This window comes from Micromonospora sp. NPDC048871, from assembly GCF_043198155.1.
In the GTDB taxonomy this organism is placed as follows: Bacteria; Actinomycetota; Actinomycetes; order Mycobacteriales; family Micromonosporaceae; genus Micromonospora.
In genome coordinates this window covers 120,402-136,101 of the sequence record NZ_JBICUM010000005.1, presented here as the reverse complement: position 1 = coordinate 136,101, position 15,700 = coordinate 120,402, and the positions used below count along the sequence as shown (strand labels likewise).

Sequence of the window (15,700 nt, the reverse complement as noted above, 5' to 3'; positions counted from 1 at the left end):
TGCGGCGCCGGGTATGTGACGTTGTCAGCCCACAGACAGGCTGTGCAGGCAGGCGACCAGGCTGCGAGCCTGGACGTTGAGGTAGTGGCTGTGCCGCAGCAGATCCACCAACTGGTGCAAGGTCAGCCAACGGAAGTCCGGCGCGTCCGCGTCGAGGTCCGTCTCGATGATGAGGTAGCGGTTACGGGCGTGGTAAAAACGCCCGCCCTCCTCCGACAACTCGGTGTCGAACCGGATCTGGCCGGGATCGGCCCGCAACACGTAGTCAAGGAACCGAGGACGCGCCACCTCGGGCAGCGGGTCGAAGTTGTCGGGAATGCACTGCACCGTGGGCGCTAGCTCGATGGCGTCTACGAAGCCGGGTTCGGCCCGGGCGTGCACGAGAACGTGCAACACTCCGCCGATCACCCGCACCAGGAAGGCGACCACACCCACCCCGTGCGGCACGATCGCCGGTTGCGTCCAGCGCGCCACCTCGCGGCCACTGGCGCGCACGTCGAGCCCGATGACGTCGAAGTACAGGCCGCGCTCGTGCGAGATCTTCTCCTTCGTGCGGTGCCAGGACTCTACGGCGTTCAGCGGTATTCGACGGGTGTAGACATCCCGGCGGGTCCGGCTGTCGGTGATCCAGCTCAGGATGTCGTTAGAGCTGTACATGCTGCCCTCGTCCTGGCTACACGAACGGATCAGCGCCGATCGGAACCCGTCGACGCCCGGCGGAAACAGCTCGATCAGGCTGGGAGCCGCGAACGGTAGGCAGGACAGGACCGTGCGAGCGTCCATGGTGACCACGTTGTCGATCCGGAACAGCCGGTGAATCTCGCCAAGCGTCATCCACCGGAAGCCGTCGAGCAGCTCGACGTCCCCGGTCACCTCCACCACCATGTTGCGGTTGCGTTTGTGTTGGAACCATGAGCCCTGCTCCGACTGCCGTACGTCGGCGAGGACGTGGTGGCCCGCCGCGCCCTGGAAGTACTCCAGGTACGGCACTGGCTTGCCGAGATGCACCCGGGTGTAGTTACTGCGGGTGGCCTGGACGGTCGGCGAAAGCTGCAGACCGTTGCAGTTTCCCGGTTCCGCCTTGGCCTGCATCAGGCAGTGCAGCACGCCGTCGATCTGCTTGACCAGGATGCCGAGGATACCGATCTCCGGCTGGTTGATGATCGGCTGACTCCAACGGGTGACCGGCCCTTCGGGCATGTGGATGTCGAGGCCCTCGACGGTGAAGAACTTCCCGCTGTCGTGCCGCAGGTCTCCGGTCGCGGGATCGGTGTGCCAGCCGGTCAACGCGTCCAGCGGGATGCGTTCGGCGCGGGTGAACGAGCGCTCCCCCAGCTCAGCCAGCCAGCGGTGGAAGTCGACCATCGCGCCCGGGCCGCCGGTCGGTGCCAGCACCGACTCGGCGATCCGCGCCGGCATGAGATCGTCGCGCTTCAGCAGCAAGCGGTGCTCCGTCACGTGCTCTCCGATTCCCACATGGCCCCCATAGACTCCGCCAGGCTGATCCGTGGACGCCAGCCCAGAACCTGCTGGGCGAGGCGAATGTCGGCCCGCGTCCAGTCGCCGCCCTTGCTGAGCACCTGCCGGTCCAGCACTCGCAGCCGGTCCTGCGGAAAGCCCGCCGCCGCGATGAAGAGCGCCACAAGCTCACGCAGGTCAACCGCCTCGTTGCGACCGATGTTGATCACCTGGCCGGTCACCGGCGCCGTCGCGGCCAGAACCACAGCCTCCGCCGCATCCCGGACGTCGAGGTAGTCGCGTCTGGCGTCCGCGATCGACAGCTCCAGCGTGGCTCCGTCGGTCGCTTCCCGCAGCCGCCGATGTAGATAGCCGAGGAAACTCGGCGGCGCCGGGTGCGGACCGCACAAATTCACCGCGCGCAGTACGACACCGTCGATCCGGCCATCCCGGGCCGCGTGCAGGACCGCCTCCGAGCCAGCCAGTTTCGTACGGGCGTACGGCGTCTGTGGAGCCGGCTCGATCTTCTCGTCGATCAGCGTCCCCTCGGGCACCGGGCCGTACTCGTGGATGGTCCCGACGTGCACGAGCCGTGGCCGCCGCGGCACGAGTGCCACGGCCTCGACCAGGCGGCCGGTCAAAACGACGTGCGCGTACTCCATTTCCTGCTCGGTGGTCCCCCAGCCGCCGGTGGCGTTGACCACCACGTCTGCCGACTCGGCAACGAGGATCTCGGCAATGTGCTCCGGCGCCTCGGCACCGAGATCCACCGATCGGAACCGGTACGCAGACAGGTGATCGGCCGGCCGCCGGGCTACCGCCAGGACGCTCTGGCCCGAGCGGGAGAAAGCGGCGCATACCTGCCGGCCGACGCTGCCGCTGGCTCCCATCACCGCGACACGGTTCACACCGGCCACAACGCCTTCTCGACCCGCAGGCAGGTTTCGTAGTCAGGCAGCAGGCCCTGCTGTCTGGCCTCGTCCAGCGTCATCGCGGCAGAGTCGCGGTCGGACTGCACCGGGACCAGTTCCGGCGGTAGGGGCAACCCCAGGGCCGGGTCGAGCGCCGAGACGGACAACTCGTACTCGGCGACGTATGGACTGGTCAGCAGGTACGACATGACGGTCTCGTCCTCGAGCGCGACGAACGCGTGCCCGACGCCGACCGGCAGGTACAGTGACCGGAAGTCGATCTGGTCAAGCACCACCGCGTCCCACTTGCCGTACGTGGGTGACCCGACCCGGATGTCGACCACGATGTCCAGCGAGCGGCCACGCGGACAGTACACGTACTTGGCGGTTCCCGGCGGCGTCACGGTGTAGTGGACGCCCCGGACCACGCCTCGGCGCGAGCGGCTGTGGTTGGACTGCGCCACCGGGATGCCGGCACGCCCGGTCGCTTCCCCGAAAGCCGCCTGCTGGAACGGTGACACGAACAAACCGCGATCATCGGGGAATATCTTCGGCGTGAATTCGAATGCCCCATGCACGGACAAGTGACGTGTCTGCATGCCGGTTTGTCTCCTTGTCAGTAGTCGAGCGCCTGAGAGCTCAGGAAGTCGACCGCGTCCGCGTAGGTGTACGGGTGCATGAACGAGCCCGCCCGGACGTCCCGGTAGAGCCGGGACATCGGATGCCCCGCGTCGTACGACGCCCCGCCGATCAACGTGAGACAGTCGCCCACGACCTCCGGGGCGACACGGTTCACGAACAGCTTTGCCCGCTGAAAGGACGTCATCAGTCGGCGGCCACGGTCACCCGCGTCCCCGGTCGCCGGTGCGTCGGCCACTGACAGGGCAACGCTGACGGTGGCCCGCATCGCCTGTAGCCGCGCATCCACCTCGGCCACGAGGGTGCGCGCGCCCGCCTGCCCGGCGCCGCGCCGGCGAACCGTCTCGACAGCGAGTTCGCGTGCCGCGCGGGCGATCCCGATGTAAATGCCGAGCATCGTGATCGAGCTGACCGTCTGGCCGGCGAGCGCCGCGTCGTCGTGCTGGCCTACGGGTCCACGAAAGAAGATGTCCTCCTCCTTGACCACGCATCCGTCCATCACCACGTCCACGCTGCCGGACGCCCGCATACCGAGGCCGTTCCAGCTGTCCAGCACGGTCAGGCCGGCGGCGTCGCGGGCGACGACCGCGGCGGCTTGCGCCGGCACGCCCCCGCCGACGGCCGCCTGCGCGGAGATGACGAACACCGTCGCGATGGGGGCCATGCTGGCCAGCATCTTGCGCCCCTGGAGCAACCACGTGCCGTCCGGCTGGGGAGTCAGCGTGCTGACGCTGCGATGCGCGACGGCGTCCTTCACCGTCGTGCATACGACGGCCTCGCCGGAACCCATCGGGCGCAGCAGCCGTTCGGCGAGCGATCGCGCCGCCGGCGAGCCGTGCCGCCACTCGTAGCTGAGGGTCAGGCCGCGGCTGAGCTGCATATGCAGCGCGAGGGCCGAGGAGGCGTCGGCCTCCGCCACCTCGCGCAACGCGAGCGCGACGTCGTGCAGGGAATCGACGCCAAGGCCGCCGAGCTCCACCGGCACGGTCGCGCCGAGAACGCCGTCCTTGCGCAGGTTCTCGAACACCTCGGCCGGGAACGTGCCGCTGCGATCGTTCGCCGCCGCGCCTGCCTGGAGATGCGGTACGTGCGCGGACAGCAGGTCGAGCAGGTCGGCACCCTGCTGGGTCACCGGCTGGACGAGGTCTCCCGTCACGCGGTGACGTGCGGTCTCTGTCGACATGGCTTGCGCCGCCTCCAATCGGGCTGGTTCCGCACCGATGGTGTCCCGGGTCGTTCGAGTTCGGCTCGAAAGCCGCTGCCACGCCGTCGCGCTGGAGCGAAGCTCCGCCGCTTTTCGAGCCGAGCGGCCGACCATCTGGACGTTGCCGGTAGCCGGAGGTGGCTATGCGATTCATCGATTTGTCCTCACCGGTGGACGCCTCGTCGTTCGAACCTGACCCGGTCGGGCACGAGGTGCTCACCCCACGCGAGGGTGCTGCGCACATGAGCGCGGAGATGCGCGAGCATTTCGGCGTCGAGTTCGACCCGGACGAGTTGCCGGACGGCGAGTTCCTGTCGCTGGACCGGATGACGTTGACCACCCATACCGGTACGCACGTGGATGCGCCGTCGCACTACGGTTCGCGAGCTTCCTATGGCACCGGGACCCCCCGGCACATCGACGAGATGCCGCTGGACTGGTTCTTCCGCCCAGCCGTGGTGCTGGACCTGACCGGCCACGGCACCGGCGCGGTGGGCGCCGACGAGCTCAACAAGGAATTCGCCCGGATCGGTCACCGGCCTGAGCCGCTGGACATCGTCCTGCTTCATACCGGCGCGCCGCGTCGGGCGGGTACGCGGGAGTACTTCACCGACTTCGTCGGCCTGGACGGCCCGGCCGTGCACCTGCTGCTGGATCTGGGCGTGCGGGTGATTGGCACGGACGCGTTCAGCCTGGACGCACCGTTCGGCGACATCCTCGCGCGGTACCGCCGGACGAACGACCGCTCGGTGCTCTGGCCCGCGCATTTCGCCGGCCGGGACCGGGAGTACTGCCAGATCGAACGGTTGGCCAACCTCGACGCGCTGCCGGGCCCGCACGGGTTCCGGGTGGCGTGCTTCCCAGTCAAGATCACCGGGGGCGGCGCAGGATGGGCGAGGGCGGTGGCGATGGTCGATGACTGACGCCCCGGCGGAGATCGTCACTGGACGGCGAGCAGCGTGAGATTCAGCCCGACCACGAGGAGAGCACATGTGTCGTATCTGCGGCGGAGCCGTTAGCGAGTTCTTCGACTTCGGACGCCAACCCCTGTCCGATACCTTTTTGCGCGCTGACGAGGTATCCAACGAGTTCTTCTTCCGGCTCGCCGTCGGCGTCTGCGAGGACTGTTCCATGGTCCAGCTTCTGGACGAGGTGCCGCGCGACCGCATGTTCCACGCGGACTACCCGTACCATTCGTCGGGCTCGGCGCGCATGCGTGAACATTTTGAGCAGACCGCGCGTGACTTCCTCGACACCGAACTGACCGGTACGGATCCGTTCATCGTCGAGATCGGCTGCAACGACGGTGTGATGCTGCGGACGTTTCGCGAGGCGGGCATCAGACACCTGGGCTTTGAGCCGTCCCTCGGGGTCGCCGAACTGGCCCGAGCCGACGGGATACGGGTGCTGACGGACTACTTCGAGGAGTCTTCGGCGGTCCGGATCCGCGAGTCGGACGGGCCTGCCGACGTCATCTTCGCGGCGAATACCATCTGCCACATCCCCTACCTGGACTCGATCTTCCGAGGTGTGGAGGCTTTGCTGGCGCCTGAGGGCGTGTTCGTGTTCGAGGACCCGTATCTGGGCGACATCATCGAACTCAACACGTTCGACCAGATCTACGACGAGCACTTCTTCCTCTTCTCGGTCAACTCGGTACGCACCGCCGCCCGCCGCTTCGGCTTCGAACTGGTGGACGTACGACGGCTGCCAGTACACGGTGGTGAGGTGCGGTACACCATCGCCCGGACCGGCGCGCGGCCGGTCAGCCCGGCGGTGGACGCGCTGGCCGACGAGGAACGCGACCGCGGTCTCACCGATCCGGCGACCTTCGAGCGTTTCGGCGCGGACGTGAAGCGGATCTGCGGCGAACTGGTGGAGTTGCTGCGCAAGCTGCGCGCGGAGGGCAAGCGGGTGGCCGGATATGGCGCCACCGCGAAGAGCGCCACGGTCACCAACTACTGCGGCATCGGTCCAGACCTGGTGGACGTCGTCTACGACACGACGCCGGCCAAGCACGGCCGGCTCATGCCTGGGTCGCACATTCCCGTTCGGCCGGCGTCCGAACTGGCCGAGACCCGGCCCGACTTCGCGGTGCTGTTCGCGTGGAACCACGCGGAGGAGATCCAGGTCAAGGAAGAGGCATTCCACAAAGCCGGCGGTCGCTGGATCACCTACGTTCCGGACGTACGAATCACCTGACGGCGTCCGCTCAGGCCGCATGCCACATGGCGCTCAACGATTCCTGGACCGTGAAACGGGGACGCCAGTCCATCAGTTGCCGGGCCGCACGGATGTCCACCTGGATCCATTCACCGCCGTGACTCGGAACCTCCCGCTGGGCAATTCGCAACCGCTCTGTCGGGAACCGGGCCTCGGCCACGAACGACGTGACCAGGTCCCGCATGTCGGCGGCTCGGCCGCTGCCGATGTTGATCGCACATCCGGACAGCGACGCCGAGGCGGCGGCCAGGGCTGCGCTCGCGACGTCCCGAACATCGACGAAGTCTCGTCGCGCGTCGGCGACGGACAGCTCTACGATCTCGTCGGTGTCCATAGCAGCCCGCAGCCGCAGGAGGAGAACGGCGAAGAAGGTCTCCTCCGGCGGGTGCGGGCCGTACATGTTGGTGGCGCGCAGCACGACGCCGCCGAGGGCCATCACGGCCGTCGAGCAGGCCAGCTTGATCTGCGCGTAGGCGGTGCGCGGCCGCGGTACGGCGGACTCGTCGAGGGACGTCCCGACAGGCAGCGGGCCATACTCGTGCACCGAACCGATGTGCACAAGGCGGGGCGCCCGCTCCATCAGCGCAACCGCTTCGACCAGACGCTGGACCACGCCCAGGTGCGAGTGCACCATTTCCGCCCGCGTCGGACCCCACCGGCCAGCCGCGTTGACCACGACATCGACGTGCCGCTCGGCGAACAGCACCCCGATGGTCGCGGCGTCGGTGGCGGCGACATCCAGCTCGACGAACTCGAGGCCGGCGGCGTGCGGAACACCAGCCTTCCGTGCGACGGCGAGAATGTCGTGCCCGGCAGCGGAGAATGTCGCGCAAATCTGCCGGCCCACACAACCTGTCGCGCCAATCACGGCAACGCGCGGCATATCGACTCCCAGGGGCATAGGTAATTCCGGAGTTCCTGCGCTCCGACCGTACTGAGTTGATGTGTTTCCGACAAGCAACGCCGATCAACCCCTAGCCCGCTTCGACCGACCTACTAGCTCGCGTCGATAGCGTGGACCAATATCGGATATGGGAGGAGATCCAATGCGGATTGAGCCGTTGGGTTTGGAGGGTGCTTATCTCATCCGACCACAGATCTTTCCGGATAGCCGAGGCGTCTTTCTCGAGATATTCAACCAACCGGATTTCGAGGAGACGATCGGCCATCCGTTGGAGGTGGCTCAGGTCAACTGCTCATCGTCGCGCCTCGGCACGGTCCGCGGCCTGCACGGCGTCGCGATACCGCCGGGCCAGGCCCGGTACGCCACGTGCGTGCGCGGAGCGATCGTCGACATTGTCGTCGACACCCGCATCGGTTCCCCGACGTTCGGCGACCACGTCCCGGTGCGGCTGGACGACGAACGGCGCGAAGCGCTCTACCTGGCCGAGGGGTTGGTCCACGGATTTGCTCCGCTCGGTGACGAGGCCACCGTGGTCTACCTGTGCTCCAGCATCTACAGCCCGGCAGCCTCGTTCCAGATCAATCCGTTCGACCCGGCCCTGTCCCTGCCGTGGCCGCAGCATGGCGAACCGATCTTGTCTGACAAGGACCGGGCCGCGCCGACCCTGCGGCAGGCCCTCGACCTGGGGATGCTGCCCACGTATGCCGAATGTTTGGCGCTCGGCGAGGCGCGCCGGCTGCGGGCCGGCGGCGGCCGGGAAGCGCTGCGATGATTCCGCTGTTCCGGGTACCGATGTCGGCGCAGGCCCCGGACGCCATCGCCGCTGTCGTGGCGAGCGGACAGATCGGCCAAGGCGCGAAGGTCGAGCAGTTCGAGCGCGAGCTGGCCGATCGGATCGGCAACCCGCACGTAGCGACGCTGAACAGCGCGACTGCGGGTCTGCATCTGGCGCTGCGTCTGGTCACGGGATCGACCCCCGGCGGTGAGGTTCTCTCCACGCCACTGACCATGGAGGCCACCAACTGGACGATTCTGGCCAACGGCCTGGACATCCGGTGGGTCGACGTCGACCCGGCCACGCTGAACGTCGATTTGGACGACCTGGCCCGAAAGATCACCGCGAACACCCGGGCAATCATGATCGTGCACTTCGCCGGTTACCCGGTGGACCTGGACCGGCTGCGCGGGATCCTCGACCGGGCCGAAGCGATCCACGGCCACCGGCCGATGGTGATCGAGGACTGCGCGCACGCCTGGGGCGCCACCTACCGAGACGTCCCGCTCGGCAATCACGGCAACATCTCGGTCTTCAGCTTCCAGGCCATCAAGCATCTGACCTGCGGCGACGGCGGCCTGATCGTACTGCCGAACGAGGAACTGCACCGCCGGGCCAAGCTGCTGCGGTGGTTCGGCATCGACCGAGAGGGTCCGGACCGGCTTCGAAACCCGCCCGACGTCCAGGAGTGGGGCTACAAGTTCCACATGAGCGACATCAACGCGGCGATCGGCCTCGCCAATCTCTCGCACTCCGACGAGGTGCTGCGGCGGCACCGAGATAACGCCGCGTACTACGACAGCCGGCTCGCGGGCGTACCCGGGTTGACGCTCACCCAGCGCGCCCCGGACCGGCAGTCCTCGTTCTGGATCTATCCACTGCAGGTGGACGACCGGGACGCGTTCATCAAGCGGATGGACGCGGCGGGCGTGATGGTGAGCCAGGTGCACATGCGCAACGACGTGCACACCTGTGTACGCGACTACGTCGACCAGCTGCCCGCCCTGGACGTGGTTGACAAGCGCTTGGTCTGCATCCCGGTCGGCTGGTGGGTTTCGGACGACCAGCGCGAGTACATCGCCGACACGGTCGACTCGGGGTGGTGACGTGAAGGGCATCATCCTGGCCGGCGGCTCCGGCACCCGACTACACCCGATCACGTTGGCCATCTCCAAGCAGCTTCTGCCGGTCGGCGACAAGCCGATGATCTACTACCCGCTGTCGGTTCTCATGCTCGCCGGGATCCGGGACATCCTGGTCATCTCCACCCCGGCCGACCTGCCGCAGTTCCGCCGGCTCCTCGGCGACGGCGCCCACCTGGGGCTCCAGGTGGGCTACGCCGGCCAGGCCGAGCCCAACGGCCTGGCGGAGGCCTTCATCATCGGGGCCGACCACATCGGCGACGACGACGCGGCCCTGGTGCTCGGCGACAACATCTTTCACGGGCCGGCGTTCTCCGAGGTGCTCGCGGCACGTACCCGCGAGGTGCGCGGATGCGTATTGTTCGGTTACCCGGTCACCGACCCCGAACGGTACGGTGTCGGCGAGATCGACGCCGACGGCCGGCTGATATCGATCGAGGAGAAGCCGGCCCGTCCCCGATCCAACCGGGCGATCACCGGCCTTTATCTCTACGACAACACGGTGGTCGACATCGCGAAAAACCTCCGGCCGTCGGCCCGGGGCGAACTGGAGATCACCGACATCAACCAGACCTACATCGAGCGCGGCACCGCGACGCTCGTGGATCTGGGCCGCGGGTTCGCCTGGCTGGACACCGGCACGCCGGACTCACTCATGCTGGCCAGCCAGTACGTGCAGACCCTGGAGCAGCGTCAGGGGGTGCGGATCGCCTGCGTGGAGGAGGTGGCGCTGCGGATGGGCTTCATCGACGCCGCCGCCTGCCACTCGCTGGGCGCCCGGATGAGCAACTCCAGCTACGGCCAGTACGTCATGGCGATCGCGCGCGAACTCGCCGAAGCGCACTGACCGGGACCCATTCAACCCCGCCTCTTAAATGGCGCGCCGGAAAGCAGAAGACTTGACAGATCTGAATTCATGCTATCAAGCCCCTCATGGAGAGAAATACAATCCGGGAGATCCGGAAAGGGTTGCCGCATTGCTGCGGACTCGGTTACAGTCGGCTCCTGTCACCCCGCGACAAGCCGATAGGGGATCCTCAGAGTGGTTTCGTACCCGGGCACAACTGTGCCCGAGAGTAAGTCGGCAGAGCTTCCGAGTCAGCTCACCGTGCGCGGCGCGCGGGTCCACAATCTACGCAACGTGGACCTCGATTTGCCGCACCGTCAGTTGATCGTCTTCACCGGGGTCTCGGGCTCCGGTAAATCGTCTCTAGCCTTCGACACCGTGTATGCCGAGGCCCAGCGCCGCCAGGTGCAGTCGATGTCCACCTACGCGCGGCAGTTCATCACGGAAATGGACAAGCCTGATGTGGACCGCATCGAGGGCCTGTGCAACGCGGTCGCCGTCGACCAGCGGACCTCCGCGTCGCGGAGCCCGCGCTCCACCGTCGGCACCGTCACCGAGGTCTACGACCTGGTCCGGGTGGTCTACGGCCAGGCGGGCCGCGCCCACTGCACGGTGTGCGACCAGCCGCTGCGCGCCGACGGTGAGCAGTTGGTTTGCCCCGACGGTCACAGCACCGCGACGCCGGATCTGGCGAGCCGCTCCTTCTCCTTCAATCTGCCCTTCGGCCAGTGCCCGGACTGCACCGGCCTGGGCACCCGGCTGGAGGTCCAGGAGGACCTGATCGTGCCGGATGAGGGCCGGGCACTGGCGGACGGTGCGATCGCCCCGTGGAAGACGCCGGCCAACAAGACCGCGGAGAGCAAGCTCAGCAAGGCGGTCCGCGCCGACGCGGAACGCCGGATGCTGGCCGCGTTCATGGAGGCCGAGGGCCGCAGCATGCTGTCACCCTGGCGCACCCTGCCGGAGGAGTTGCGTCAACGGCTGCTGCACGCCGAGAGTATTCCGGTCGGCGACTCGGTCCTGCTCGGCGTCATTCCCTGGATCCACCAACGGTACGAACGCACCCGGCTCGAGGGCGGCGGCCTGGTCCTGCAGGCGTTCATGCGTGACGTCGTGTGCCCCGGCTGCGGCGGCGGCCGGCTGCGCCCCGAGCAACTAGCGGTCAAGGTCGACGGCGTGGGTATCGCCGAGCTCACCTCGATGCCGGTCAGCTCGGTCCGCCGGTTCTTCGAGAACCTGGTGGTCGGCGACCGGGACCGCAAGGTGATCGCGCAGGCGGTAGACGAGATCGTGGACCGGCTGCGGTCGCTCGCGGACGTCGGCCTGGGCTACCTCACGCTGGACCGCCCGGCCCGGACGCTCTCCGGCGGCGAGGCACAACGCATCCGGTTGGCGAGCCAGTTCGGCAGCCGGCTGTTCGGCCTGCTCTACGTGCTGGACGAGCCGACGGCCGGGCTGCACCCCAAGGACACCGAGGAACTGATCGCCACCCTGCGTCGGCTGCGCGACCACGGCAATACCCTGATCGTGGTCGAGCACGACCACCACATGATCGAGGCGGCCGACCACGTCGTCGAGATGGGACCGGGTGCGGGTGAGCTGGGCGGGCAGTTGATCTTCGCCGGGCCGGTCAGCGAGCTGCTCACCGACCACAAGTCACTCACCGGCGGGTACGTGAGCGGAGAGCGCGGAATCACGGTGCCCAAGCGGCGCCGGCCACCCCGCGCCGGGCAGGAGATCGTGGTCCGCAACGCCCGCGGCAACAACCTCACGGGCGTCGACGTCGCGTTCCCGCTCGGCTGTTTCGTCGCGGTCTGCGGTGTGTCGGGGGCTGGGAAGTCGACGCTCGTCGACCACACCCTCTGGCGCGCGGCGGAACGGTCTCTGGGCGGTACCGCGCCGGAACCGGCACCGCACGACGGCATCGACGGGCTTTCCCTGATCGACCGGGTAATCCGGGTAGACCAGTCACCGATCGGCCGGTCAGGCCGGTCGACACCGGCGACGTACACCGGGATCTTCGACGCCATCCGCAAGGCGTTCGCGGCGACCGAGGAGTCACGGCGGCGTGGCTTCAAGCCCGGCCAGTTCTCCTTCAACTCGCCCGGCGGGCGCTGCGAGGCCTGCTCCGGCGACGGCACCGTGCAGATCGAGATGCACTTCCTGCCGGACGTCTACCTCCCCTGCGAGGTGTGCCTCGGCAAGCGCTACAAGGAGGAGACCCTGCGGGCGCGCTACCGCGGCAAGACCATCGCCGAAGTGCTGGAGATGCCGATTGACGAGGCCGCAGAGTTCTTCATCGGAGAGCCGGCGATCACCGGTCCACTCCGAACGCTGCGCGAGGTCGGGCTCGGTTACATCCGGATCGGCCAGCCCGCGAACACCCTCTCGGGTGGCGAGGCCCAGCGGATCAAGCTCTCCAGCGAGCTGCAGCGCCGCGCCGGACGTCACACGCTCTATCTGCTCGACGAGCCGACCACAGGGCTGCACTCCAGCGACATCGACCGGCTGCTGAAGGTCATGCACGACCTGGTGAGCAAGGGCCACACCGTCGTCACCGTCACCCACAACCTCGATGTGGCCAAGGTGGCCGACTGGATCATTGACCTGGGGCCGGAGGGCGGCGACGACGGCGGCCGGCTGATCGGCACCGGCACGCCCGAGCAGATCGCCGCCGGGAACGGTCACACCGCCCACTATTTACGGCGCTCTCTGCGCCTCTGACCCGATCCCCCGTTCGGATGAACCGTGCCCGGCCCGGATTCCCAGGCCGGGCACGGTGGCGTTCACCGGGGGCGTCCACGTGGGCGACCGCCCACTCGGCAAACGTACGGGCGTGCCGGCCGGTCGCGAGGGACGCGTTCATGCGCACCGGCCTGCCGATCGCCGCCCTCCACCACTCGACCTTTGGGGAACGGGCAACTTCGCCTCTCATCAGTGCTTGGTCTTCGCTGGCCAGCGGCTGACCGGTGCTGCACTGTTCCGGAAGGGCCTGCGGCAGCGGAGACCGGCCGCCGCCGGACCGCGGTACTCCAGAGAGCGCCGAGTGAGCCTCTAGCCACGCCGTCCAGGGTGAACTCGTAGACGGCGAGTGGGGAGGACCGATGGCCGCATCCACCGTGCCGGCGACGCGGGCGTACCGATCTGTCCTGAGCAGTTTCGCCACAGGAGTCGTGGTCGTGACCGGCATGAGCGGCACGCCCGCACGTCCGGCGGGAATGTCCATCAGCTCGTTCACCTCCGTGTCGCTTGATCCGCCGCTGGTGTCGTTCTGCGTGGCGGTCACCAGCACGACATGGCCGCTGCTACGCACGGCGAATCGCTGGTGCGTCAACGTGTTGGGCGCGGACCAGCGCGCGGTGTGCGATCGCTTCGCCGTCCGCGGTGTTGACCGGTTCGCCGGATGCGACTGGCGTCCGGCACCCGGCGGCTCGCCGATCATCGGCGGGGCCATCGCCTGGTTCGAGGTGCGGCAGCAGGCCGAGCACGTGGCCGGCGATCACGTGATCGTAGTGGGCCGGGTGGAACACTGTGCACGGCGCGCGGACCGCACCCCACTGATCCTCTTCGGTGGCGCGGCCGGAACCTTCCGGTCCTTGGCATCAAGCGACTGAAGGTTCTGCCATGACTAAACGCACCCTGGTAACCGGCGGTACCGGCTTCATATGCTCGCACTACGTACGCCGCCTGCTCAGTCCGGACGTTCCGGGCGACGTCTCCGTCACGGCGAGGGCCGGCCGGACCGCACGCACCCAGGACGCGGCGGCGGGCAGCACGGCGCTTCACCACGGCTCCTCGACGGCGGCCTGTAACGGCGACGCCGCAAATGCCCAGTACGCATTGGGACTGCTGAAGTGAGGTTCCCCGGTTTGCCGGAGGGTTGGTTACCTGGCGCCGGTGGGCTCAGGCTGAACGATAGTTGCCTCGTCCTGTCGTGCCTGGTGGGTGTGCCAGGCGGTTTCGTACTCGTCTGGTGATCGCCAGCCGAGGTCCTTTTGGATTCGGCGGGTGTTGTACCACCCGTCGATGTAGGTGAAGATCGCGTTCTCGGCTTCGTCGCGGGTCCGCCAGGACGTGCGGTAGACGAGTTCGATCTTCAACGTCGACCAGAAGTTCTCCATCAGGGCGTTGTCGAACGAGTCGCCGACGGAGCCCATGGAGGGCAGGATCCCGTTGTCCTGCAAGCGTTCGGAGAAGCGGAACGACGTGTAGTTACCGGTTTCAACCAGTCCTTGCAACACCACTGTCCTGCGTGGACGGTACCAGGTCGTTGAGGGCTTCGCCCGGCGTTCTCCACCCGAGTGCTTTGCGTGGCCGGCTGTTCAATGTTGCCGCCACCGCCGCGAGTTCGCCGGTGTTCCAGCGGGCCAGGTCCGTACCCTTGGGAAAGTACTGCCGGAGCAGCCCGTTGGTGTTCTCGTTAGTGCCGCGCTGCCACGGACTGTGCGGGTCGGCGAAGTAGACCTGCACGCCGGTGTCGATCGTTAGCTTCGCGTGCTGGGCGAGTTCTTTGCCGCGATCCCACGTGAGCGTGCGACGCAACTGCTCGGGCAGAGCGGTGATCGTCGCGGCGATCGCTTCGCGGACGGCTTCGGCGCCGTGCCCGGCCAGGGCCGGGCCGTTCTTCGACCGCGCTTCGGCGCCCCATCCGTCCATGCGGGGCAGGTGCAGCAGCATGGTGAAGCGGGTGGTTCGTTCCACGAGGGTGCCGATCGCGGACCTGTCCAGCCCGATGATCAGGTCACCTTCCCAGTGCCCCGGCACGGCCCGGTCCTCGACCTCGGCCGGCCGTGGGCTGATCATCACTTCGGGGGTGACCATGCCGTCGCGGCGTTGCCTGGCCCGGGCGCGCGGCACCCGCAGTGCCCGGCCGGTGCGCAGACACGCGACCAGTTCACGCTTCAGCGCGCCTCGGCCCTGGATGAACAGCGACTGGTAGATCGCCTCATGCGAGATGCGCATGGACTCATCATCCGGGAAGTCGAGCTTCAACCGGTTGCTGATCTGTTCCGGGCTCCAGGCGGTGACCCAGCGACGGTCTTCCCGGCGGGGGTTGTTTCGTCCCTTCCAGGCCCGAGCCGTCGGCCCGGCCACGAGCTCTCCGCCGGCCCGGCGCACCGCTCCGGACAGTCGGTCCTGCACGTATTCGCGCAGCCGAGGATTGGACACCAGCTTGGCGGTCTTCGGACGCTTGGCCGCCTGTTGCGCCTTCCACTGCGCCACCGTGGCCCGATACTCCTGCTTGCCGGCCCGGGTCGCCGCGTTACGCCGCAACTCACGCGAGATCGTCCCCGCATCGCGTCCGATCCTGCGGCCGATCTCCCGCACGCCCTGGCCCTGCGCCCGCAGCAGCGCGATCTCCTCGCGTTCGGCGAAGGACAGATAGCGGCCCGAAGGCTCGTCCAAGCTGATCGGTGGCATGCCGCCAGCGTGACGAAACCACCGCGATCCAACTGGCCACGACACGCCAACAGCAAGCGCGGCCTCGACCGTCGTGACCCCCGTCGCGATCAGTCGCCAGAACTGCCGCTGCACAGCGCGCGAAGGCTCAGGCCGACCCGGCGACCGCATCGGCGCCCGCAGCGCCCGGTCCGCCG

Annotated in this window: 15 protein-coding genes; 8 read left to right on the top strand and 7 right to left on the bottom strand. The window is 67.8% G+C overall.

Annotation, left to right across the window (positions count from 1 at the left end):
* Window positions 1-24: 24 nt before the first annotated feature.
* The 4 genes from ACGFIK_RS14150 to ACGFIK_RS14135 are packed head-to-tail and all read right to left on the bottom strand — an operon-like array spanning window position 25 to window position 4,191.
* Entirely contained in the window at window positions 25-1,458 is a 1,434-nt protein-coding gene (locus ACGFIK_RS14150) for an NDP-hexose 2,3-dehydratase family protein (RefSeq protein WP_327026605.1), read from the bottom strand.
* On the bottom strand, window positions 1,455-2,375 hold the full coding sequence (locus ACGFIK_RS14145) for an NAD(P)-dependent oxidoreductase (RefSeq protein WP_327026606.1): 921 nt from the start codon (window positions 2,373-2,375) through the stop codon (window positions 1,455-1,457). Before ACGFIK_RS14145 ends, ACGFIK_RS14150 begins: the two co-directional genes overlap by 4 nt.
* A complete protein-coding gene (locus ACGFIK_RS14140; protein ID WP_327026607.1) occupies window positions 2,363-2,968 on the bottom strand; it encodes a dTDP-4-dehydrorhamnose 3,5-epimerase in 606 nt (201 codons plus the stop codon). The genes ACGFIK_RS14145 and ACGFIK_RS14140 overlap by 13 nt, the downstream gene beginning before the upstream one ends.
* Before the next feature lie 17 nt (window positions 2,969-2,985).
* Window positions 2,986-4,191 (bottom strand): acyl-CoA dehydrogenase family protein, encoded by a 1,206-nt coding sequence (locus ACGFIK_RS14135; RefSeq protein ID WP_327026608.1) that lies wholly within the window; start codon window positions 4,189-4,191, stop codon window positions 2,986-2,988.
* 164 nt (window positions 4,192-4,355) lie between these two features.
* Between ACGFIK_RS14135 and ACGFIK_RS14130 the strand changes: the two genes are divergently transcribed.
* Entirely contained in the window at window positions 4,356-5,135 is a 780-nt protein-coding gene (locus ACGFIK_RS14130; RefSeq protein WP_327026609.1) for a cyclase family protein, read from the top strand.
* A gap of 67 nt (window positions 5,136-5,202) precedes the next feature.
* A complete protein-coding gene (locus ACGFIK_RS14125) occupies window positions 5,203-6,414 on the top strand; it encodes a class I SAM-dependent methyltransferase (RefSeq protein ID WP_327026610.1) in 1,212 nt (403 codons plus the stop codon).
* A 10-nt stretch (window positions 6,415-6,424) separates the two neighbouring features.
* On the opposite strand, the gene ACGFIK_RS14120 is transcribed toward ACGFIK_RS14125, so the two are convergent.
* Window positions 6,425-7,318 carry an NAD(P)-dependent oxidoreductase gene (locus ACGFIK_RS14120; protein WP_327026611.1) on the bottom strand — a complete coding sequence of 298 codons (894 nt, stop codon included), beginning with the start codon at window positions 7,316-7,318 and terminating at the stop codon, window positions 6,425-6,427.
* Between the two features lie 163 nt (window positions 7,319-7,481).
* Here ACGFIK_RS14120 and ACGFIK_RS14115 point away from each other — a divergent pair, with 163 nt between their 5' ends.
* The 6 genes from ACGFIK_RS14115 (at window position 7,482) to ACGFIK_RS14090 (ending at window position 13,961) form a co-directional block, all read left to right on the top strand.
* Window positions 7,482-8,111, top strand: a complete 630-nt coding sequence (locus ACGFIK_RS14115) for a dTDP-4-dehydrorhamnose 3,5-epimerase family protein (protein WP_327026612.1) — start codon at window positions 7,482-7,484, stop codon at window positions 8,109-8,111.
* Window positions 8,108-9,220: a DegT/DnrJ/EryC1/StrS family aminotransferase gene (locus ACGFIK_RS14110; protein ID WP_327026613.1), complete on the top strand. Its 1,113-nt coding sequence runs from the start codon at window positions 8,108-8,110 to the stop codon at window positions 9,218-9,220. Before ACGFIK_RS14115 ends, ACGFIK_RS14110 begins: the two co-directional genes overlap by 4 nt.
* Window position 9,221: 1 nt before the next feature.
* On the top strand, window positions 9,222-10,103 hold the full coding sequence (gene rfbA / locus ACGFIK_RS14105) for a glucose-1-phosphate thymidylyltransferase RfbA (protein WP_327026614.1): 882 nt from the start codon (window positions 9,222-9,224) through the stop codon (window positions 10,101-10,103).
* 294 nt (window positions 10,104-10,397) lie between these two features.
* Entirely contained in the window at window positions 10,398-12,827 is a 2,430-nt protein-coding gene (gene uvrA, locus ACGFIK_RS14100; RefSeq protein ID WP_327026615.1) for an excinuclease ABC subunit UvrA, read from the top strand.
* Window positions 12,828-13,207: 380 nt separating this feature from the next.
* Complete coding sequence (locus ACGFIK_RS14095; protein ID WP_327026616.1) at window positions 13,208-13,717, top strand: flavin reductase family protein; 510 nt, start codon at window positions 13,208-13,210, stop codon at window positions 13,715-13,717.
* 10 nt (window positions 13,718-13,727) lie between these two features.
* Entirely contained in the window at window positions 13,728-13,961 is a 234-nt protein-coding gene (locus ACGFIK_RS14090; protein ID WP_327026617.1) for an NAD-dependent epimerase/dehydratase family protein, read from the top strand.
* A gap of 26 nt (window positions 13,962-13,987) precedes the next feature.
* On the opposite strand, the gene ACGFIK_RS14085 is transcribed toward ACGFIK_RS14090, so the two are convergent.
* On the bottom strand, window positions 13,988-14,344 hold the full coding sequence (locus ACGFIK_RS14085) for an IS3 family transposase (protein WP_327026618.1): 357 nt from the start codon (window positions 14,342-14,344) through the stop codon (window positions 13,988-13,990).
* Window positions 14,325-15,674 carry an IS30 family transposase gene (locus ACGFIK_RS14080; RefSeq protein WP_327027157.1) on the bottom strand — a complete coding sequence of 450 codons (1,350 nt, stop codon included), beginning with the start codon at window positions 15,672-15,674 and terminating at the stop codon, window positions 14,325-14,327. The genes ACGFIK_RS14085 and ACGFIK_RS14080 overlap by 20 nt, the downstream gene beginning before the upstream one ends.
* Window positions 15,675-15,700: the final 26 nt, after the last annotated feature.